Raw genomic sequence first — 19,706 nt, 5'->3', positions numbered from 1 at the left:
GCGGCCTACTGCTCGCTCGCCAGCGGGGCGAGGCGCGCCTGCGGGCGGCCCTGTGACGCCGCGGCCAGACCGATGACGATCTCGTCGGCGCGCGGGCCGTCCGGCACACGCACCTCGATGCTCTGGTGATGCGAGCGGACCGTGGCGTCGGTGATGTGCTTGAGCGGAATGTCGAAGACCGCACCGGCGACGGCGCGCTTCTCCACCGCGGGAAGCAGGGTGGTGGCGTTCGCGGCCTTGCGGAAGTGGTCGCCGAACTTCAGCGTGTGGATCAGGGCGCTGCCGTGCTCGATCTCGCCGTCGAGGCCCACGATCGCGGCCTTGCCGTACGCCTCGACGGGCGCACCGAGCGCCTCCACGACGCGCGGGGCGAGCAACTCGCCCAGCTGGGGGGCGACTTCGTCGATGCCGGGCAGCAGTTCGGTGACGAAACCCTGACCGGCCCAGGGGTTCTCGATCACCGCGAGCACTACGGCCGTACGGGCGATCGGGTCGACGGGGCGGCCGCCCTCGGTGTGGATGTCTTCGACAAGGGTGACGATCTTGCGGAGCTTCATCGGGCGTTCTCCAGGTCGGCGAGGCGGACTACGGGGTCGGAACGGCGGTCTCCGATACGGGCGTTGGGCCGGGGCCCGGACGCGGCGGCGGCGACCACGACGATCTCGTCGGGGCGCGGTGCGTCCGCCACCCTGATCTGGACCGTCTGGTAATGCGTGCGGGTGGCGGCGGCCGTCTTGTGCCACACGGGAATGGTCAGCGGTTCGCCCGCCGCCAGCCGGTCGTCGCTGAAGACGATGATCGAGGTGCCTTCGGCCAGTTCCCTCAGCACGTTGCCGAAGTACGGGGTGTGGATCAGGGCGCTGCCGTGCTCGATCTCCCCGTCGAGGCCCACGACGGCCGCTTTGCCGAAGGCCTCGATGCGGTCCACGCCGCCCAGTTCCTCGATCAGGCGGCCGGCGAGCAGCCGGCCGAGGCCGGGTGCGACGGCCTCCACCTCGGGCTGAAGGTCGGCGACGAAGCTCCGGCCGGCCCAGGGGTTGCGGATCACCGCTGCCACGGCGACGCGGCGCACCACGGTGGCGACCGGCCGCCCGAGCTCGAGGAGGACCTCGTCGGTGACCGTGACCACCTTGCGTAGATCGGCCGATTGGCCTGTTCGTTGCTGCTGTGCCATGGCAGTGAGGCTAAGAGCCGTCCGGAACAGCGTCAAGGGGGGACCGCGATAAATGGGCTCTGACCATTCACTTCTCCGGAATCTCCGCCCGCATACAGGGAAATTCCGCCGAAGCATTGACAGTGCATGCACTCCATTCCTACGGTCCTGTGCCATACAAGAGTCCGATCGAGAGGATCGTCATGAGCCGCACTCTTGACCATGCCGCCCGCACCGCCGCCCCCGCCGGAACAGATCGTTCCGCCCGCCTCACCGCCGCCTGGGACGCGGCGTGGAACCTGGGCGACGTGCACGCCCTGGACGACCTGCTGGGGCCCTCGTACGTGCGCCGCCGAGGACCGGCGGGCACCGCGCAGGACCGCGCCGAGTTCAAGACGTCCATCAGCGCCGTACGCGAGGCGTTCCCCGATCTGCGCACCGAGATCGAGGATCTCGTCGAGGACGGCGACCGGCTGGCCGTCCGCTGGCGCAGCACCGGGCGACACACCGGCGCTTTCCTCGGCGTGCCGCCCACCGAGCGGACGGTCGAGGTGTCAGGGGCCACCTTCGCCCGGTTCGACGGCGACACGATCGCCGAGGAGTGGGTCACCTTCGACTCCCGGCAGCTCCTGGAAGCCCTCGGCATCATCACCACCGGGCACGCCGCCGCGGTCGACCCGGGCCTGGTGAAGGGCGTGCACCGCAAGTTCATCACCGGTGTCACCGTGGTGACCACGGACGACGCCGGCACCCCCAAGGGCCTGGCGGTCAACGCGTTCTCCAGCATCTCGCTCGACCCGCCCATGGTCCTGGTCTGTGTCCAGCGCAGCTCGTCCACGCACCCCGCACTGCACCGCGCGACCCACCTGGGCGTCAGCATCCTCGCCGCCGACCAGCTCGATGTCGCCAAGACCTTCGCCGGCAAGAGCCCCGACAAGTTCGCCGAGCTTCGGTGGACTCCCGGTGAGCACGGCGCGCCGCTCATCGACGGCTCCAGCGCTCAGCTGGAGGTGGAGATCGCCGAACGACTGGAGGTCGGCAGCCACACCGTCTTCACCGGACGCGTGATGTCCGCGCACCACGACGACGACCGCGCGCCACTGGTCTACAGCGGCGGCGGCTTCTTCGACATCTCGCAGACGGCGCCGCTCCCGTGGTGACCCGCTCCGTACTGCCCCGCCTCCGCCCCCACCTCCCCCGGAGCACGCCATGACAGCTGATGCGCAGGGACCGGTCTACGGCAGCGCGGTCACCAAGGTCGAGCCCTTCGGTGTCGACCACATCCCCGACAGCGAGCGCCACGGCAAACCGAGCTCGCAGTTCTTCGTCTGGTTCGCCGCAGGCCTCAACTTCCCTGTCATCCTGCTCGGATTCAGCGCCGCCTGGTTCGGGCTGAGCTTTCCCGCCGCCGTCTGCGCGATCGTCGCGGGGGCCGGGATCGGCTCCGTACTCATGGCCGTCATGTCCCGCATGGGCGTACGCCTCGGCGTGCCCCAGCAGATCCAGGCCAGAGGCCCGCTGGGCTTCTACGGGAACTTCCTGCCCGTCGCCTACATCAACGTCTTCTCCGGCGTCGGCTGGGCCGCGGTCACCGTCATCCTCGGCGGGAAGGCGTTCGCGGAGCTGTCCCATCTGCCGTACTGGCTCTGCGCCGCTCTGCTCACCGCGATCGAAGTGGTCGTGGCCGTCTTCGGCTACAACATGATCAATTTCCTTCAGCGGATGCTCACTTACGTCCTGACCCCGCTGTTCCTCCTGATCACCGTGGTGGCGGTGGTGCGCGGCGGAACCCTCTTCGCCGCCAACCCGCAGGCGGCCGGCTACGTCGGCAGCACCGGCGGCGTCATCACCCTGGGCGGCTGGTTCCTGGCGTTCCTGGTGGCCTGGGCCCCCTTCGCCTCGGACTACTCGCGCTATCTGCCCGACACCCCGCGCGTCGTCCGGCGCACCACGTGGTACACGGGCCTGGGCAACTTCGCCACCATCTGCTGGCTCGGCGTTCTCGGCGTGGTGGTCGGCGGCTCCGCCTCCAGCACGGACACCATCGCCGCCCTGCACGAACTGGCAGGACCGTTCGCCGTCCCCGCCCTGATCGCCGTGGGCCTGTCCGCGCTGGCGCAGAACTTCCTCAACGTCTACGGCGGCGCGATCTCCGTACAGACGCTGAAAGTTCCGGTGACCCGCTCCCAGGCAGTGGTCGGGATCTGTGTGCTCGCCTACGTGATCAGCCTGTGGGGCGCGTCCGGCACGGAGGACAAGTTCAAGGTCTTCCTCAACCTGACCGCCTACTTCATCGCCCCCTTCGCCGCAGTACTCCTACTCGACTTCTACCTGGGCGGGCGCAGCGACCCCCGCCGGATCGCCGAGCTCTACGACCGTTCCCGGGTGCTGGGTTGGGGGCTGCCGGCCTGGGCGGGAGGTGTCGTCGCGTCCGTTCCGTTCTGGCAGTCCAGCCTGTACACGGGTGCGTTCGCCGCCGCCCACCCCGGAGCGGGAGACCTGAGCATGCTCGTCGCGGCCGGAGTGACGGCCGTCCTGTACCTGCTCACGTACCGCCTGAAGCCGCTCTGGCGACGGACGACCACCGGAGAGGGCCCGACGGACACCGGTGCGGAGCGGTCCGGACGCTCAGCGGACCTCGCCACCCGCGCCTGACATCCGCGCCTGACACCCGCGCCCGCCACCCACGCCCGCCGCGCCCCCAGGGCCTGGCCCGCCTCGGCCGAGGAGGATCAGGCCCTGCGCGTCGTGGTCGGTCCGGCGCCACGATCAGCGTTTGCTCCGGCGGCGCCAGGCCAGGCCGATGCCCCGAACGGGCGGTCGCATCGCCTGGCAGGGCTCGCGACCGGTGCCGCGCACGCCTCAGTAGCATGGGCGCATGTTGGCCTACGCCCCGTCGCTCGTGTGCTTGCTCGTCTTCTGCTTCGGAGTGCTGCGTGACCGCCGCAGGGTCAGCAATGCCGTCTTTCTGGGGCTCGCCCTCGTCTTCGCCGCGGCCGCGCTCTTTCTGCAACTGGCATCCAAGAAGCCCCAGTTGGGCAAGGACGCAGCTGTCGCCCTGCTGGTCGCCGCGGCCCTGGGCGTCATCACACTGGCATGGTTCCTGCTCGCCAACGGCATCACCATGGTGCGCAAGGAAGGCAGAAGTCCGGGCAACCTGCTGTCACTGGGAGCGGGCATCGCCCTGGTCGCCCTGCTCGCCCTGCTGATCACCGCGCTGGTCCTGCACACGCGCACCCTCGCGGTGGCGGCAGGAACCGCGGTCGCCCTCGCCGGATACGTGGCCTTCCTCTTCGTCTGCTTTCTCCTCTACGGCACGCTCTACGAGCGTCTGCACATCCGGCGCAGAACGGACTACGTGGTGGTTCTCGGCTCGGGCCTGGTCGGCGGCACCACCGTGCCGCCTCTTCTGGCCAGCCGTCTCGACACGGCGCGAAAGGTGCACGCCAAGCTCTCGCGCAGGGGAAAGCAGCCCGTACTCCTGACCTCTGGAGGGCAGGGGCCGGACGAGGAGTTGCCGGAGTCGCACGCGATGGCCGACTACCTCGTCGCACGCGATTTCCCGGCCGACCTCATCGAGCGCGAGGACCGCTCGACCACCACCGAGGAGAACCTGACGTTCAGCAAGGAGCTGATGCAGAAGGCACATCCGAACTACCGGTGCGTGATCGTCACGAACAACTACCACGTCTTCCGCGCCGCGGTGACCGCCCGCCGTACAGGCGTCCGGGGCCACGTGGTGGGCGCCCCCACAGCCTCGTACTTCTGGCCGAGCGCCATGCTGCGCGAGTTCGTCGCCATCCTGCTCACCTACCGCCGGACCAATGCCGCGATCTTCCTTCTCCTCCTGCTGGGCGGCTTGTTCATCTGGTGGCTGGGGTGGCCGTCGACAGGTCACACAGAATTCTCCGGGGCCTCTGGGTTCTCCGGGGGCTCCGAGGGCTCCGGGTTCCACGGCGTGTGAGTTCTCGGCTCGAAGTCCGCGTCAGGCGGTCGGCTCACCGGGCGGCCGCCACCCGTTGGCCAGAATGTCGAAGACTTCCTCAACCGCGGCCCGGCGGTCCTTCTGCCCCTGCGCGAGCGCGGGAACATCCAGAGCGAACCGGGCCAGGGTGGCACAGGCGAGGCTGTCGTGCTCGACGCCGAACTCGTCGGCGATCGCCGCGCTGAGGTTGTCGGTGTGCCGGATCCACATGCGCTCGCCATACGCACGGAGCGCCGGCGTGGAGTCCACCAGGCGGTTGAACTGCTCCCTCTGCGGGTGCGCCGCGATCGGCAGCCACGTGTCCAGCACATGCTGACGCAGGGCCTCAAGAACGCTCTGGCCCGCCTCGCGCTGCCGTACGGCGGCGATCAGGTGGGCGTCCGTGCTCTCTTCCTGGTCGAAGACGAGCGCTTCCTTGCCGGTGAAGTGCTTGAACACCGTCGTGGGCGAGACGTCGGCCGCGTCGGCGACGTCCCGGACGCTCACGTGGTCGTACCCACGCTCCAGGAAGAGACGGAGAGCGGCGTCGGCGATCGCCTGCCGGGTGGCTGCCTTCTTGCGTTCGCGGCGGCCGATCGGGAGTTCGGTCATGAGGCGATCATACCCGCTAGCGGTATCAAGAACTAAGTGGACTGAGTAGCTAAGTTGTCGCGTACCACTTTTTTACGTACTCTTCTTTTACTCCCCACCCACTCCGAAAGGACCACCCATGACGTCACCGCACCCTTCCCGCGCCCGGATCAGCGTCATCGGGGCCGGCCCCGGCGGGCTGACCTGTGCCCGCATCCTGCAGCGGCACGGCCTCGCCGTCACCGTCCACGACCGCGACACCGGGCCCGACTCGCGCAACCAGGGCGGCTCCCTGGACCTGCACGCCGACAACGGCCAGATCGCCCTGCGCGCGGCCGGTCTCCTGGACGAGTTCTTCGAGCTGGCCCGCCCCGAGGGCCAGGAGATGCGTCAGATGGACCCGACGGGAGCGATCACTTTCCATCAAGTCCCGGCGCACGACGAGACGTTCAAGCCGGAGATCGACCGCGGACTGCTGCGCGACCTCCTGCTCGGCTCGCTCACCCCCGGCACCGTGGACTGGGGCCGCACGCTGCACCACATCAGCGGGCCCGCCGAAGGACCGCGGCGGCTGCACTTCACCGACGGCACCACTGCCGAGACCGATCTGGTCATCGGCGCCGACGGCGCCCACTCCCGGGTCCGCCCGGCCGTCTCCCCCGCCGCCCCCGAGTACAGCGGCGTGAGCTTCCTCGAAGCGTGGTTCGACGACGTCGACGACCGTCATGCCGAGATCGCGGAACTGGTCGGCAGAGGCGGCGCCCACGTCGCCGACGGCGAGCGCGCCATGTTCGCCCAGCGCAACGGCGGCGATCACATCCGCGTCTACCTCATCCAGCGCGTCCCGGCCGACTGGATCCGCGGGAGCGGCCTGACGCCCCAGGACACCGAAGGAATCCGCGCACTGCTCCTGGACCGCTACGCCGACTGGTCGCCCCGTCTGCTCCGGATGATCACCGACAACGACGGCCCCTACGTCGATCGCCCGATCCTCGCCCTGCCCGTCCCGCACACCTGGGACCACCACCCGACGGTGACACTGCTCGGCGACGCCGCCCATCTCATGCCCCCGCTCGGCGTCGGCGTCAACCTCGCGATGCTCGACGCCGCCGACCTCGCCGCGGCTCTCTCCGAGGCCGCCACCGTCGAGAACGCCATACGCAGCTACGAGAAGACCATGCTCCCCCGGTCCGCGGAGACGGCCCGGCTCCTCGAAGGCGGCGCCGAACAGCTGCTCGCCGTCGACGACCGTCCGGCCTGAACACCCCCGTTCGTGGCCGAAGTCCGCGTTTACAGGGCATGAGTGAATGAAGACGTATTTATCCGCTTCACCTGTGGCATCGCGTCCTGATACCTAGAGTCGTCGGAATGCCAGGACCGACCGCAGGAGGCGCCGTGGCCGAGGGCAGGGCCCGCGCACGCCCCGGATGCGCCCGAACGGACGCCGTCCGCGCACGTTTTACCCCCTTGCCCTGCGGCAAGGCGCACTGTCGACGATGATCACGACAAGCCGTCACGGCACGCGCCCCGGCGGCGGACGGGAGACGAGGTGCGGACAGACGGTCACACCGACAGCACGAGTCCGGGCACGGGCGGCGTGCGGCGGCGCGCGCTGCTCAGCGCGGGAGCCGCGGGCGCGGCCGCGCTCGCCACCGGCTGCAGCACGTCCTCCGCCGAGGAAAGCGCCCCCAGCCCGTCCCCCTCCGCCGCACGTACCTCGCGTACCGCCTCACCGAAGCCCACCCACCGCCGCCCCGAACTACCGCGCGGCGGACGCCGGCTCTTCCCCGAGCACCGGCTCGTCGGCTACTGCGGACTGCCCGGCGCCGCCGCCCTCGGCCGACTCGGCACCGGCAACCTCGACGACCGCGTAGCGGAGATCGAGCGGCGGGGCCGCGCCTACGCGGACGGCCGCACCGTGCTGCCGGTCCTCGAACTGCTCGCCGTCGTCGCCAACGCGGGCCCCGGACCCGACGGCACCTACCGCAGCCGCACCCCCGACAAGACGGTCCGCACGTTCCACGAGGCCGCCCGCGACCACAAGGCGCTGCTCCTGCTGAACATCCAGCCGGGCCGGGCCGCACCCCTCGACGAGGTGAAAGCCCTCCGGGAGTGGCTCGTGCACCCGGACGTCGGCATCGCCCTCGACCCGGAATGGGAGATGAGCTCGGGTCAGGTGCCGGGCAACACCTACGGCCACACCAGCGGCGCCGAACTCACCCGGATCGCCGCCTATCTCGCCTCCCTCGTCGAGGAACACGATCTTCCGGAGAAGGTGTTCGTCTACCACCAGGTCGCCTCGTCGGTCGTCCGCGACGAACACCGGCTGAAGGTGCCCGAGGGCGTCGCCGTCATCAAGAGCGCCGACGGGATCGGCACTCCGCAGCTCAAGCGCGAGACCTGGACACACTTGGTCGACGAGATGCCGCCGCGACTGCACACCGGCTTCAAGTTGTTCTTCGAGGAGGACGTCGAGGGCGGCAGCCGCCTGATGACTCCCGCCGAGGTGCTGGCCCTGACCCCGCGTCCGGCCTACGTCATGTACGAATGACACGCCGTACCGACGCGTGCGAACTCGCCGTGGCCGACGCCCGATCCACCACTCCGGGCGGATCGACTCACCTGAATCGTGACGGAGGAGAGCCGAACGCCCGTGAGAAGGCGGCGGTGAACGCGGCGGGCGAGGCGTAGCCGAGGCGGGAGGCGACCGCGGTCACGCTCTCGGTCGTCAGCAGCGGAAGGCTCGCCAGCAGACGTGCTTGCGCGCGCCAAGTCGCGGGGCTCACTCCGGTGAGCCCACGGAAGCGACGGTCGAAGGTGCGGGTGCTCATCACGGCCGAGCGAGCCCAGTCCGTGTTCGTCAGCGTGACGTCGGGCGCGGCCAGATAAGCGCGGCAGAGCGTACGGAACGGGTCGTCACGCGGCAGGGAGATCGCGAAGGGCGCGGGCGTCATCCGGCGCAGCTCGTGCAGGGCGAGGCGCATGAGCGCGCCGTCGCGGCCGGCCGTGTCGTACTCCGCGTCGAGGTCGTTCGCGGCGCGGAGCAGTTCGCGCAGCAGGGGGCCGACGTCGATGACCGTGCACGAGGTCGGCCACCAGGGCGCGGCGTCCGGTTCGACGTAGAGGCTCCAGGTGGAGACGCCGAGCATGCGGACCTTGTGCGGTACTCGCGGGGGGATCAGCACGGCCCGGTCGGCGGGGACGGTCCACGATCCCTCGTCGGTCTCCACCTGCATCACGCCGCCGGTGCCGTGGAGCAGCTGCGCCCGGCGGTGTGTGTGCCGGGCGAGCAGGAAGTCCGGCGGGTAGTCGGAGCCGATGGGGAGCACGTCCACCGGGAGATGGTCGTGGTCGTCGATCGAGGCGTTGCGCACCTGTGCAGCCTAGGGTCCTGGATGCCGACGTCCGAGTCCGGGTTGGCCGACACACGAAAGTAATGGTCACGATGTCGATTGCTGGTCAGTGCGGTGGCGCGGTGTGATCGGAGCGTGTCCGCACTCGTGCTCGTCCTCATCGGTGTCCTCGTCGGTGTCACCACCGTCCTCTTCGGCTTCGGCGGCGGTTTCGTGACCGTCCCGGTGATCACGGTGGCGGATGCCGCGCTCGGGTCCGGCGCGGTACGCGTCGCGGCCGCGACATCCGCCCTGGTGATGCTGGTCAACGCGGTCGTGGCCACCCTCGCCACCAGGCGGGAGGTGCTCGTACGCCTACGAGGACGTGAGGCGCTGTTCGTCCTGCTCGCGACCGGTGGCGCGCTCGGGGCGGCCGCCGCCCGATTCACGCCGGGCGCCGTCATCCGCTGGGGTTTCGTGCTCTACGTCGCGGCGACCGTCGTCGACCTGCTGGTACGCCCGGGCTTTCGCAGGCCGGTATCCGCCGGGTCCCGAGCCGCCCGCGCGCACGCCGTGCCTACCTGGCTGGGTGCGCCGATCGGGGGGATCGCCGCGTTCCTCGGTGTGGGCGGCAGCGTGCTGACGGTTCCGCTGATGCGCCGCGCGGGCGCGTCGATGCCCGTGGCGGCCGCACTGGCGAATCCGCTCACCCTGGTGATCGTCGCCCCCGCCCTGCTCGTCTCGCTCGTCCTGCAGGGAAACGCACCCGATGCCGCGGGGCTCGTGGGCTCGGTGGACGTCGTGTCCGCGCTCGCTCTGCTCGCGGGATCGCTTCCGGTGGTCGTCCTGTTGCGGCGCCGACCGCCACGGATCCCCGACGCGCTGCACGCCTGGACCTACGTCGGCCTGCTGGTGGCGGCGGGGGCGACGGTGGCTGTGACGGGGTAGGGCGTCTCCGCCCCCGCCCGGGTCTGCTGATCGCGGCATGGCCGGACAGAACAAGGAAGGACAGAAACGGGCATATTCGCGCCCATTCCGTCGCCGGCAGCGGCGATCCGGAAGCCCGCCCCCCGTTTTCCAACATGCCACCGGCGAAACCTACGCGGCTCGCTACCTTGGGACCAGGAATCTTCTCGAGCCTTGGATTGGAGGTGAGTGATGGACGCGGCGCCTGTCGCCACGATCCCGGTACAGCAGCTCCGGGCGGGCGATCATGCAATTGCCAGCTACAGCGATGACGACGCGGGTCGTGACGTAATGGCCGCATTTACCTGGGCAGGCCTTGCCAAGCGCGAGAAGGTGATGCTCTTCGCCGCCCCGCAGGTGGCCGAAGCCGAAGTGTGGGACCGGCTGGATACACCCGGCCCGCTGCTGAGCACCGCCCGCGACCGGGGCCAGCTCGTGGTCAGCAGCATGCGCGCGCTCATTCACCCCGTCCGGAAGTTCACCCCCGAGCGGCAGTGGCAGCGCATCGAGGAGGAGACCGAGCAGGCGCTGGCGGAGGGCTACCGGGGACTGCGCACCTACATCGACATGCACTGGGTGGGGGACCTGGACGCCGATGTCGCGGTGATGATGTACCGCGAGTCCCACGCGGAGCATCTGTTCACCGACCGCCCCTACACCGAGGTCTGTTCCTACGACAGCCGCTGGTTCACCGCCGAGGTCCTGACAGCCATGCACGAAGCCCACCCGTGCCGGCTGCTGCCCCACCTCGGAGCCCTCCACACCGCGCACACGGACGGCGTCGTGCGGCTGGCCGGCGAGGCGGACATCGCCACCCGGGAGCAGTTCATCTCCGCTCTGCGCGAAGGACTGGCGCGCACCGCGAACGCCGGGCGGCTGACGGTGGATCTGTCGGGGCTCAGCTTCCTCAGCGCTGCCTGCACCATGGACCTGCTGCGCCTCGTCGGGTCCTGCGCGCACCAATCGATCGAGGTCCGCTGCCATCCGACAGTGGCCCGCATCATGCGCCGGACGGACCCCGGCCACCTGCCCCACCTCCTCATCAGCGAGGTGAGCCGCAAATGACAGCCCCCGACCTCGGCGACCAGAGCGCCACCCCCGTGCTGGAGTGCCCCTTCACGCAGGGTGACCTGCCCCGGCTACGGATGCTCATCGACCGGTACGCCGACCGCGAGGGCCTGTCCGAACCACGGCGCGGCGACTTCATCGTGGCCATCGACGCCGTGGCCACCAATGCCATCGAATATGCCGGCGGTGGCGGGACGTTGACCCTGCAGCGCGCCAATGGCCATCTGGAATGCCACATTCACGACTCCGGGCCGGGGTTCACCGCGGATGTCATCCCTCCGCAGGCTCCCCGGATCGACGATCGCTCCGGGGGAAGCGGACTGTGGATCGCCGCTCTCATCACGGATCAGCTGACCATCTCCTCGAACACGAAGGGCGCCATCGTCGCCCTCGTCATGCGGCTGTCCCATGCGTCGAGCGGCGCACCGCAGTAGCGCATCTCCTTGGAGCCTGTCCTTGAGCCCCTCCCCCAGCCAACGCCAGGAGGTGCCCTCAGCGCGCTGATGGCCTCACTTCGTGACCCGCGGGGCACGCAGGTGGGCGCGCTCTTCCAACTCCTCCTTGGAGACGAGTTCCAGCATGGGCATTCCCGGCGCGCACATCATGGTCACCACGAACCTGGTCGTCGCGTTGCCCAGCGCGTTCCCGTCCTGGTAGTGGATCACGTCGCCGCCCGGTTCCCAGAACGTGCCACCGGCCTCCACGACGCGCTCGGGTTCGCCCTCCAACTCGAAGCGGACCGCGCCCTCGACGACGTATCCGAAGGCGGGTCCCGAATGACGGTGCGGTGGTGTTCCCGGGTCTCCGGGCCCCCACTCGACCCGGATGGTCATCGCCGAGGCGCCTGCGGGGATCGTCAGCGGCGAGGCGTCCTGAAGCAGTTGTGCCGCCTTCATCCAGCCTTCCGGAGCCGCCTCGTCGCCGGCTCCGTGCATGTGCACCGCGTGGTTGTCCGACACTGTTGAGCACCTTCCGTGCGTCGCCGTGTCACGGGCGGGGGCGCACCGTCCGCCGGGCGCCCGGTCGCGGTTCCGTGACCCTTCACCGGTATCGACCGGACACGGTGCGGATCTGTGACACCTCTGACGGCCCGGCTCGTCCGGCCGTCACAGACCCAGGGGGCATCCGGTCTCTGTCTGATGCGGCGCGAGGACACCGAAGCCACATTCTCCCGAGAGGATTCGCATCATGAAGGTCGTAGTCATCGGCGGTACCGGACTCATCGGCTCGAAGCTGGTCGCCAAGCTCGACGGGCACGGTCACCAAGCGGTACCTGCCGCGCCCAGCACCGGTGTCAACACGTTGACCGGCGAGGGACTTGCCGAGGTGCTCAAGGACGCACAGGTGGTGGTCGACGTATCCAACTCCCCCTCGTTCGCGGACGATGCCGTCATGGAGTTCTTCCGCACCTCGACCGCCAACCTCCTCAAGGCCGAGGCCGACGCCGGTGCGACCCACCACGTCGCCCTGTCGGTGGTCGGTACCGAGCGCCTGCAGGCAAGCGGATACTTCCGTGCCAAGCAGGCGCAGGAGGAGCTGATCAAGGCCTCCGGCATGCCGTTCTCCATCGTCCATGCCACGCAGTTCTTCGAGTTCATGAAGGGCATCGCCGCCGAGGCCACCGACGGCGACACCGTGCGTCTGGCCCCCGTCAAGATCCGGCCCATCCACTCCGACGACGTGGCCGCCGTCGTGGGCCGCACCGCAGTCGGCGCCCCCGTCAGGGGTGTGGTCGAGGTTGCCGGTCCCGACACCTTCCGGCTGGACGAGCTGATCCGCGACGACCTCGCCGCGAAGAAGGACGCGCGCACCGTGGTGGCCGACCCGCACGCCACGTACTTCGGGACCGAGTTGCAGGAGACCACGCTCCTGCCCGGTCCCGACGCGCACATCACCGAGACGCGTTTCAGCGACTGGCTCGCCCAACAGGCGTGAGCCCCGGGGTGACCGCTGCCGCCAGGGTCACCCCACTCTCCTGTCTCCAGAGACGTTGGGAGCCAATGTTGGGAGCAATGTTGGGAGCGAGATGACACTGTCTCATCTGCTACCCCCGGCATTCCGAACTCCGACACACTGACACCCCCCCGACAACGCACCGTAGGGGAACTCGGAGGAACGGAGACAGAAGGATCATGCATCCTGAGACGCCCCCCGCAGAAGGTGCCCTGGACGAGGCCGTCGCCGTGTTCGTGGCGCTCCGGCCGCGACTCTTCGGTATCGCCTATCGCGTACTGGGAAGCGCGGTCGAGGCGGAGGATGTGGTGCAGGAGGCGTGGTTGCGCTGGCAGAAGACCGATCGGACGGTCGTGGTCAACCCCGTGGCCTTCCTCTCGAGCGCCACCACCCGGCTGGCGATCAACGTGGCCCGCTCCGCCCGGGTGCGGTGTGAGACCTGCACCGGCTCATGGCTGCCCGAACCGGCCGACACGAGCGGCGATCCGGAGGTGGGCGTCCAGCGGGCCGAAGCCCTGGAGCTGGCGCTTCTTCTCGTCCTGGAGAAACTGACGCCCACGGAGCGGGCCGCATATGTCCTGCGGGAGGCTTTCGACTACGCCTACGCCGAGATCGCGGAGTTGCTCCGCCTGTCGGTCGTCAACGTCCGGAAGATAGTGAGCCGGGCCCGCAAGCACCTCGCTGCCGGGCGGCGCGAGAGCGTCGACGTGGCGGAACACCGGCGCCTGCTCGAAGCGTTCGTAGCGGCCGCACGGCAAGGAAACACCGCCTCGTTGGAAGCACTGCTCACCTTGGATGCCGTCAACCGGTCCGACGGTAATGCCCTCGCGCATAGGCACTCACAAGGTCCGGCAATCATGCAACGTCGAACGGGAAAGTGTTCCCTACGTATGAGGGAAGGTGGTAATTCTGGTGGCGCCTGGCGGAATTCGAGGCGAGCGAGGCCGGGCGCGCACACGATCCACGGGTTGAGGACGAGAGGAACACATGGTCTCCGTGTCTCACGCGGCACACGACATCGAGGTCACCGCCGAAAGCCTGCAAGAGGACCTGGCCCGTCTGGAGGTGCAGAAGCAGGCTCTGGAGCGGGAACTGGCCGCTGTCGTCGCCCATCTCCGCTCCGTCCAGCGGGCTCTCGGTGCTTTCCAGGCCCTGCTGCCGTCCATCGCACCCTCCACCGTCAGCACCGCGCCCCCGCCCGTGGTCAGCGCCGCGCCGCGCGAGGAACTTCCTCCGGAGGCGCCCGTGGTGGAGCCGACGACCGCGCCCCAGGCCCCCGCACCAGCGGAATCTCTCGACGAGGCCGACACACAGACGAAGTACGGCAAGCTCACCGAACAGATCCTGGACTACTTCGCCGAGGCCGGCGACGTCGACGTACGCGCACGTACTGTCGCGGCGGCTCTCGGCCGCGACACGGACAGCGGCAGCATCAACGCCGTCCGCAGCACCCTTGACCGCTTGGTCGGCACATCCCGGATCCGCCGTGCGGGACGCGGCCTGTACCGCGCCGCATAACCTTTTCGGCCTTACTGCGCGATCCCCCGCGGCCCGCGGCGCAAATCGCCCCTTCTGAATCGCACCGTGCACTCCGTTTTACTGACACGTTGTTTTTGTGTGCCACGTAAACGTGTCACACGAGGATTGGAAGTCATCTTGCTCTCCACACAGTCGGCAACCGTCGTCCGTGCCACCCTTCCGGCGGTCGGGGCCTCCCTCGGGGCCATCACCGAACTCTTCTACCGCCGCTTGTTCGAAGAACGCCCGGAACTTCTGCGCGGCTTGTTCAACCGGGCCAATCAGGCCAACGGCGCCCAGCGCGAGGCTCTCGCGGGTGCGGTGGCGGCGTTCGCCACCGCGCTCCTCGAACGCCCCGACGAGCGTCCTGACGCCCTGCTCGGCCGCATCGCCAACAAGCACGCTTCCCTGGGCATCACCGCCGACCAGTACACCCTGGTGGGACGCCATCTGCTGGGTGCCGTCGAGGAGTTACTCGGCGACGCCGTCACCCCTGCCGTGGCAGCCGCATGGGACGAGGTGTACTGGCTGATGGCCCATGCCCTCATCGCCATCGAGGCCCGGTTGTACGCCGAAGCCTGCGTGGAGAACGGCGACGTGTGGCACGACATGGAGATCGTCGAGCGCGTCGAGGAGTCCCCCGACACCGCTTCCTTCGTCCTGAGCCGCCGCGACGCGCTCCCCACCGAGCCGTTCCTCCCGGGGCAGTACGTCAGCGTCCAGGTCGAACTCCCCGACGGGGCCCGGCAGATACGTCAGTACAGCCTGTCCACGGCTCCCGGACACAAGACCTGGCGCATCACCGTCAAGCGGGAACGCTCGGCCGACGGCCGCGTGCCCGAGGGAGAGGTGTCCTCCTGGCTCCACGCCCATGGGCGGCCCGGCCGGATCCTCAAGGTCTCTCTGCCCTTCGGCGACCTCGTGCTCCCGGACGGGGAGGGCCCGCTGCTGCTCGCCTCGGCGGGGATCGGTGTGACGCCCATGCTCTCCATGCTCGACCACCTGACCGCCACCGCACCGGACCGGCCCGTCGTCGTCGTCCACGCGGACCGTTCCCCCGCCCAGCACGCCCACCGGCTGGAACTGTCCGAACACGTGAGCCGACTCCGGCACGCCTCGCTGCACTTGTGGTACGAGAACGACGCCGACGCCCCTGGTGAGTCGGGGACACGAGCGGCACATGTACACGAAGGCCAGGCAGCCGTCTCGGGCCTGACGCTGCCGACGAACACGACCGCTTTTCTCTGCGGCCCTCTCCCCTTCATGCAGGCGGTCCGCAGCGACCTGCTCGCTCATGGGCTCGCCCCCGCGGCCATCCACTACGAGGTGTTCGGCCCCGACCTCTGGCTCAGCAAGTAGGAAACGCCTCGGTCGTTTCCGGGACAGACGAGTGCGCCCAGTCGGGTGGTCGCGCGCGCCCCGACATGCGCGCTGCGGGCGACCGGCTCACCGTGGGTCGTGTCGGACACAGACCCACCAGAGGAGTCGTCATGGCTGACCGGAACAACTGGCAGGACCCGAACACCGATCCGTTCGATCCGCAGGACGAGTGGTCCCGCCAGGAGCCCGGGCGTGAGCGCCACGAGCCGGAGCGCGAAACGCCCCGCGAGGACGGCACCCGGCCCCTGCTCCCCGAGAAGGACCAGCCGGGCTACAGAAGCCGCCGGGACAGCGACGGCTACCGGTAGAGCCCGCCCCCGCGTGACCACGCCCCCGGAGCGAGCACCATGGCTCCGGGGGCGTTCCGTCCACCGGCTCCCCCGGCGATACCGATTGCCCACGGCATTCGGGGGCACAGGTGTGCGCGGAGTGCACGCGGGCGCGTGCCCCACTGACCTGGGGAGCAGATGCAGATGGGCACGGCGACCAAGGTCCCCGAGACGCGGGACATGCGGGGCGACGAGCTCTCCGGCGACGAGGCGTTCGAGGCGCTGCGGCGCTACGGGGGACAGAAGCTGCTGCGGGATGCCTTCATCCGGTTCCGCTACGCGGACGGGTTCAGTCACGCCCGCGCGATGGCTCTGCAGACAGTGCTGGCGCTGATCCCGCTCGTCATCGTGTTCGTCGGCCTGTCGACGACGTTGCACACCGAGAGCGTCGGGCGGTTCGCGGAAGTGACCATGCACCGGATCGCTCCCGGCCCGAGTGCGGCGGTGGTCGACGACGCCCTGGCCAGAAGCCGGCGAACCGCGGGAGGTGGTACGCAAGTTGCTCTCTGGTTCGCGCTGGCGTTCTCGCTGTCCAACGTCACCACGGCCATGTGCCAGATCGAGCGCGGCGCGAATCGCATATACGGCAATGAGCGCGACCGCCCGTTCCTCAAGAAGTACGCGCGCGGACTCGTCATGGCGCTGTGCGCCGGACTCCCGCTGGGCCTCGGCTTCGTCATGATGGTGGCCGGACGCGATCTGGGGGCGGCAGCCGCCTCCGTCTACGACCTCGGCGCCGGATTCAACACCGTGTGGAATGTCCTGCGGTGGCCACTGGGGCTGGTGTTGGCCTTGCTCTCGGCGAGTGCCATCTTCAGACGCTCACCGCGCCGCCGGCAACCCGGCTACACGTGGCTGGCGTTCGGTGCGGCCATGTATCTGGTGTTGTGGTCGTTGCTGACGTGGGCGCTGAGTCTGTATCTCTCGGTCAGCGGTTCCTTCGACACGGTCTACGGACCGCTCAGCGCCTTCATGTCGCTGCTCCTGTGGGCGTATCTCACCTCCGTCGCGCTGTTCCTCGGCCTGTCGTTCGCGGCGCAACTCGAAGCTGTACGCGCCTTGCGGCCCGGCCCCGCCGCGCCCGATCCCGGAGTGTGACGCGGCGCGGACGGGGGCGGACGAGCTGCTCCGTGGTCACCCGGTCCTTTCCAGCGCCTTGCGGAAGGGAAGCGGGCTGTGCAGCGCCTGTTCGATGCTCTCCAGGCTTCGGCCCTTCGTCTCCGGCACCTTCAGGACGACGAAGACGATGCAGGCCACGTTCATCAGCGCGTAGAAGAGGAACGTCCCGGAACGGCCGATGGCGTTGATCGCCGTCAGGGCCGTCATGGCGATGAGGAGGTCGAAGCCCCATACGGAGAGCGTGGCCAGGCTGGTGGCCGGGCCGCGCACGCTCAGCGGCAGGATCTCCGGGCCGATCAGCCAGACGACGGCCTGCATCCCCACGCCGTTGAACAGGATGTACGCGAACAGCGAGATGATCACGGTCCAGCGTTGCGCGGCGGAGCCCGATGAGGTGGCGAAGGCGAGCGCGAGCACCACCATGGCGAGGGCCGAACCGGGCAGGAACCACAGCATCGTACGGCGCCGCCCGACCTTGTCGACGGCGATGGCGCCCACCACTCCCGCCACGACGAGCATCGCGCCGATGCCGATGCCGGTGAGCAGCGCCACCGAGTTCCCGAAGCCCGCGTCGTCCAGGATCGTCGGCGCGTAATAAACGATGGCGTTGATCCCGGTGAGCTGGGAGAACGCCGCGATGCCGACGGCGATCAACAGGGCCGGGCGCAGCCAGCGTTGCCGAAGTCGGCGCCAACTACCCTCACCGGTCGGCGCGTTGACCGTCACCGCGGTGATCTCGGCCGCCTCCGCCGCGACGTCCGCGCCGGCGGGCCGCAGCCGGCGCAGCGTACGCAGCGCGTCGTCACCGCGGTTCTGCTCGATGAGCCAGCGTGGGCTCTCCGGCAGGAACAGCATGCCGATGGCCAGGGCCCCGGCGGGGATCACGGCAAGGGCGAACATGACGCGCCACCCGCCGCTGCCGGACAGCGCCCAGCCGCAGAGGTAGGCGATCAACTGCCCGATGGCGACCATGAGTTGGAAGAGCACCATGAGCCGGCCGCGCACGGCCGCGGGCGCCAGTTCCGCGATGTAGACGGGCACCATGTTGGAGGCCCCGCCCACCGCGAGGCCGAGGACGAAGCGCGCGGCGATCAGTGTCGTCACGTCGGGGGAGAGCGCGGCCGCCACCGCACCGACGGCGAAGATCACCGCGACCGCCGAAACCACCTTGCGCCGGCCGTGCCGTACGGCGGTGCGTCCCGAGATCAGGGCGCCGGCCATCGCGCCGAGCAGGATGACGCTGACGACGATCTCCTGTTCGCGGGAGGAGAGGTCGAGGTCGTCGCGCAGGTGGAGCAGGGCGCCGGAGATGATGCCGGTGTCGTAGCCGAAGAGCAGGCCGCCGAGCGCCGAGACCGCGGCGACGGCGTAGACGAGCATCGGCGGGCGCCCCGCTCCGGCGGGGTGGTCCACTGCACGCTCGGCCACCGTGGTCGCCTCAGGCATCGCCCATGACCAGGCCCTCGATGGTGTGCTTCTGGGTGATGGGCGTCAGTTCGTCGACGACCGGGCAGTCCAGGTGGTGGCGCACCCGCTCCGGCAGCGCCTCCCAGTACGCCCGCGTGACGGCGGTGTCGTGGCGGTCGCCGTTGTTCGCCTCAGGACCGTCGAGGCCCAGCACGAGGACGGGCCGCGCCTTGGCCGACTCGTTCTTGGTGCCGCGGTGGATGGTGAGCGCGGTGCGTGCCGAAATGTCGCCGCGCTGCGGGTACTTGCGCACCGCCAGCTCCTCGTACCGGCCGTAGCGCTCGCGGGGCGGGAACATCCCGTGCTCGAAGTCGGTTTCGTCGTCCCACTGGGTGCCGGGCGCGATCTCGAAGGGGCCCATGTCCTCGGCGGTGTCGACCGCGGTGACATTGAACGCCAGGGAGGTGAGGCGGCGTTCGGTACGCGTCTCGTCGGGGAGGGGGAAGTCGCGGTGCCAGGGCTGGTTCACCGCGCCTTCGAGCGGTACGTCGAAGCCGAGTTCGACGATGCGGTAGTCGGGGCCGAGGACTGCGGTGGCCACCGACCTGACCCACGGGTGGTCGACCAGGTCGACGAATCCGCGCAGCTGCTCGGGGTGGATCTCCACGTAGTAGCGCTCGGGTCCGCGGCCCACGGCGCCGTCGGGGCGCGAGCGCGCTTCCTTGTACGCGGTCTCGATGTCCTCGCGCAGGCGGTCGACCCACTCCTTGGTGAAGGCCCCCTTCCGCGCGGTGATGCCGTCCGAGTACAGGTTCGCCGCGTCCTGCGTCACGTCGACGTCCAGGTCGGCGGGGCAGATACCAGGAAATCCGGGCGATGCGGACACAGTCATCCTTGCCTCCTTGCAAGCAGAGCTTCCGCCACCA

20 protein-coding genes and 1 pseudogene are annotated in these 19,706 nt (G+C 69.5%); 14 read left to right on the top strand and 7 right to left on the bottom strand.

The genetic code is table 11. From position 1 onward, the window contains the following. Positions 1-5 precede the first annotated feature (5 nt). Both ACIREE_RS25985 and ACIREE_RS25980 read right to left on the bottom strand, forming a co-directional pair. Positions 6-557, bottom strand: coding sequence for an amino acid synthesis family protein (locus tag ACIREE_RS25985; protein WP_404156698.1), 552 nt, complete (start codon positions 555-557; stop codon positions 6-8). Then, on the bottom strand, positions 554-1,174 hold the full coding sequence (locus ACIREE_RS25980; protein WP_404156695.1) for an amino acid synthesis family protein: 621 nt from the start codon (positions 1,172-1,174) through the stop codon (positions 554-556). The genes ACIREE_RS25985 and ACIREE_RS25980 overlap by 4 nt, the downstream gene beginning before the upstream one ends. 182 nt (positions 1,175-1,356) lie before the next feature. On the opposite strand from ACIREE_RS25980, the gene ACIREE_RS25975 reads away from it, so the two are divergent. From ACIREE_RS25975 to ACIREE_RS25965, 3 genes are all read left to right on the top strand, one after another. Continuing rightward, positions 1,357-2,313 (top strand): flavin reductase, encoded by a 957-nt coding sequence (locus ACIREE_RS25975; RefSeq protein ID WP_404156692.1) that lies wholly within the window; start codon positions 1,357-1,359, stop codon positions 2,311-2,313. Positions 2,314-2,362: 49 nt separating this feature from the next. Further along, positions 2,363-3,808: a purine-cytosine permease family protein gene (locus ACIREE_RS25970; RefSeq protein WP_404156689.1), complete on the top strand. Its 1,446-nt coding sequence runs from the start codon at positions 2,363-2,365 to the stop codon at positions 3,806-3,808. Between the two features lie 223 nt (positions 3,809-4,031). Next, positions 4,032-5,117 (top strand): YdcF family protein, encoded by a 1,086-nt coding sequence (locus ACIREE_RS25965; protein ID WP_404156686.1) that lies wholly within the window; start codon positions 4,032-4,034, stop codon positions 5,115-5,117. Positions 5,118-5,138: 21 nt separating this feature from the next. Here ACIREE_RS25965 and ACIREE_RS25960 read toward each other — a convergent pair whose 3' ends face one another. Further along, positions 5,139-5,729: a TetR/AcrR family transcriptional regulator gene (locus ACIREE_RS25960; RefSeq protein WP_404156683.1), complete on the bottom strand. Its 591-nt coding sequence runs from the start codon at positions 5,727-5,729 to the stop codon at positions 5,139-5,141. Between the two features lie 118 nt (positions 5,730-5,847). Here ACIREE_RS25960 and ACIREE_RS25955 point away from each other — a divergent pair, with 118 nt between their 5' ends. Both ACIREE_RS25955 and ACIREE_RS25950 read left to right on the top strand, forming a co-directional pair. Then, on the top strand, positions 5,848-6,969 hold the full coding sequence (locus ACIREE_RS25955) for an FAD-dependent oxidoreductase (protein WP_404156680.1): 1,122 nt from the start codon (positions 5,848-5,850) through the stop codon (positions 6,967-6,969). Positions 6,970-7,257: 288 nt separating this feature from the next. Next, positions 7,258-8,259, top strand: coding sequence for a hypothetical protein (locus ACIREE_RS25950; RefSeq protein ID WP_404156678.1), 1,002 nt, complete (start codon positions 7,258-7,260; stop codon positions 8,257-8,259). Between the two features lie 67 nt (positions 8,260-8,326). On the opposite strand, the gene ACIREE_RS25945 is transcribed toward ACIREE_RS25950, so the two are convergent. Next, a complete protein-coding gene (locus tag ACIREE_RS25945) occupies positions 8,327-9,082 on the bottom strand; it encodes an AraC family transcriptional regulator (protein ID WP_404156675.1) in 756 nt (251 codons plus the stop codon). A 114-nt stretch (positions 9,083-9,196) separates the two neighbouring features. Between ACIREE_RS25945 and ACIREE_RS25940 the strand changes: the two genes are divergently transcribed. The 3 genes from ACIREE_RS25940 (at position 9,197) to ACIREE_RS25930 (ending at position 11,508) form a co-directional block, all read left to right on the top strand. Further along, entirely contained in the window at positions 9,197-9,988 is a 792-nt protein-coding gene (locus ACIREE_RS25940; RefSeq protein WP_404156672.1) for a TSUP family transporter, read from the top strand. Between the two features lie 210 nt (positions 9,989-10,198). After that, positions 10,199-11,071: an MEDS domain-containing protein gene (locus tag ACIREE_RS25935; protein ID WP_404156669.1), complete on the top strand. Its 873-nt coding sequence runs from the start codon at positions 10,199-10,201 to the stop codon at positions 11,069-11,071. Continuing rightward, on the top strand, positions 11,068-11,508 hold the full coding sequence (locus ACIREE_RS25930; protein WP_404156668.1) for an ATP-binding protein: 441 nt from the start codon (positions 11,068-11,070) through the stop codon (positions 11,506-11,508). Before ACIREE_RS25935 ends, ACIREE_RS25930 begins: the two co-directional genes overlap by 4 nt. 75 nt (positions 11,509-11,583) lie before the next feature. On the opposite strand, the gene ACIREE_RS25925 is transcribed toward ACIREE_RS25930, so the two are convergent. Next, entirely contained in the window at positions 11,584-12,033 is a 450-nt protein-coding gene (locus ACIREE_RS25925; protein ID WP_404156665.1) for a cupin domain-containing protein, read from the bottom strand. A 229-nt stretch (positions 12,034-12,262) separates the two neighbouring features. Here ACIREE_RS25925 and ACIREE_RS25920 point away from each other — a divergent pair, with 229 nt between their 5' ends. From ACIREE_RS25920 to ACIREE_RS25895, 6 genes and pseudogenes are all read left to right on the top strand, one after another. Next, a complete protein-coding gene (locus ACIREE_RS25920) occupies positions 12,263-13,009 on the top strand; it encodes an SDR family oxidoreductase (RefSeq protein WP_404156662.1) in 747 nt (248 codons plus the stop codon). Positions 13,010-13,206: 197 nt separating this feature from the next. Beyond that, positions 13,207-13,854 (top strand): annotated as a pseudogene (locus tag ACIREE_RS25915) (sigma-70 family RNA polymerase sigma factor); the annotation flags it as partial. Positions 13,855-14,014: 160 nt separating this feature from the next. Next, positions 14,015-14,545 carry a hypothetical protein gene (locus tag ACIREE_RS25910; protein ID WP_404156660.1) on the top strand — a complete coding sequence of 177 codons (531 nt, stop codon included), beginning with the start codon at positions 14,015-14,017 and terminating at the stop codon, positions 14,543-14,545. Between the two features lie 138 nt (positions 14,546-14,683). After that, a complete protein-coding gene (locus ACIREE_RS25905; RefSeq protein ID WP_404156657.1) occupies positions 14,684-15,904 on the top strand; it encodes a globin domain-containing protein in 1,221 nt (406 codons plus the stop codon). A 131-nt stretch (positions 15,905-16,035) separates the two neighbouring features. Then, complete coding sequence (locus ACIREE_RS25900; RefSeq protein WP_404156655.1) at positions 16,036-16,233, top strand: hypothetical protein; 198 nt, start codon at positions 16,036-16,038, stop codon at positions 16,231-16,233. Between the two features lie 165 nt (positions 16,234-16,398). Then, entirely contained in the window at positions 16,399-17,352 is a 954-nt protein-coding gene (locus ACIREE_RS25895; RefSeq protein WP_404156652.1) for a YihY/virulence factor BrkB family protein, read from the top strand. 36 nt (positions 17,353-17,388) lie between these two features. Here ACIREE_RS25895 and ACIREE_RS25890 read toward each other — a convergent pair whose 3' ends face one another. Continuing rightward, on the bottom strand, positions 17,389-18,819 hold the full coding sequence (locus ACIREE_RS25890; RefSeq protein ID WP_404156650.1) for a sugar porter family MFS transporter: 1,431 nt from the start codon (positions 18,817-18,819) through the stop codon (positions 17,389-17,391). Then, positions 18,812-19,672, bottom strand: a complete 861-nt coding sequence (locus ACIREE_RS25885) for a phytanoyl-CoA dioxygenase family protein (RefSeq protein ID WP_404156647.1) — start codon at positions 19,670-19,672, stop codon at positions 18,812-18,814. Before ACIREE_RS25885 ends, ACIREE_RS25890 begins: the two co-directional genes overlap by 8 nt. Positions 19,673-19,706: the final 34 nt, after the last annotated feature.

Source organism: Streptomyces sp. NPDC102467, from assembly GCF_044765445.1.
Classification (GTDB): domain Bacteria; phylum Actinomycetota; class Actinomycetes; order Streptomycetales; family Streptomycetaceae; genus Streptomyces.
Note: the sequence above shows the minus strand (reverse complement) of the source record. Positions and strands in the feature narration are given on the sequence as shown.

Coding starts and splice junctions, on each gene's coding strand:
- ACIREE_RS25985 (WP_404156698.1), bottom strand. CDS start 557: ATGAAGCTCCGCAAGATCGTCACCCTTGTCGAAGACATCCACACCGAG.
- ACIREE_RS25980 (WP_404156695.1), bottom strand. CDS start 1,174: ATGGCACAGCAGCAACGAACAGGCCAATCGGCCGATCTACGCAAGGTG.
- ACIREE_RS25975 (WP_404156692.1), top strand. CDS start 1,357: ATGAGCCGCACTCTTGACCATGCCGCCCGCACCGCCGCCCCCGCCGGA.
- ACIREE_RS25970 (WP_404156689.1), top strand. CDS start 2,363: ATGACAGCTGATGCGCAGGGACCGGTCTACGGCAGCGCGGTCACCAAG.
- ACIREE_RS25965 (WP_404156686.1), top strand. CDS start 4,032: ATGTTGGCCTACGCCCCGTCGCTCGTGTGCTTGCTCGTCTTCTGCTTC.
- ACIREE_RS25960 (WP_404156683.1), bottom strand. CDS start 5,729: ATGACCGAACTCCCGATCGGCCGCCGCGAACGCAAGAAGGCAGCCACC.
- ACIREE_RS25955 (WP_404156680.1), top strand. CDS start 5,848: ATGACGTCACCGCACCCTTCCCGCGCCCGGATCAGCGTCATCGGGGCC.
- ACIREE_RS25935 (WP_404156669.1), top strand. CDS start 10,199: ATGGACGCGGCGCCTGTCGCCACGATCCCGGTACAGCAGCTCCGGGCG.
- ACIREE_RS25930 (WP_404156668.1), top strand. CDS start 11,068: ATGACAGCCCCCGACCTCGGCGACCAGAGCGCCACCCCCGTGCTGGAG.
- ACIREE_RS25920 (WP_404156662.1), top strand. CDS start 12,263: ATGAAGGTCGTAGTCATCGGCGGTACCGGACTCATCGGCTCGAAGCTG.
- ACIREE_RS25910 (WP_404156660.1), top strand. CDS start 14,015: ATGGTCTCCGTGTCTCACGCGGCACACGACATCGAGGTCACCGCCGAA.
- ACIREE_RS25900 (WP_404156655.1), top strand. CDS start 16,036: ATGGCTGACCGGAACAACTGGCAGGACCCGAACACCGATCCGTTCGAT.
- ACIREE_RS25895 (WP_404156652.1), top strand. CDS start 16,399: ATGGGCACGGCGACCAAGGTCCCCGAGACGCGGGACATGCGGGGCGAC.
- ACIREE_RS25890 (WP_404156650.1), bottom strand. CDS start 18,819: ATGCCTGAGGCGACCACGGTGGCCGAGCGTGCAGTGGACCACCCCGCC.
- ACIREE_RS25885 (WP_404156647.1), bottom strand. CDS start 19,672: ATGACTGTGTCCGCATCGCCCGGATTTCCTGGTATCTGCCCCGCCGAC.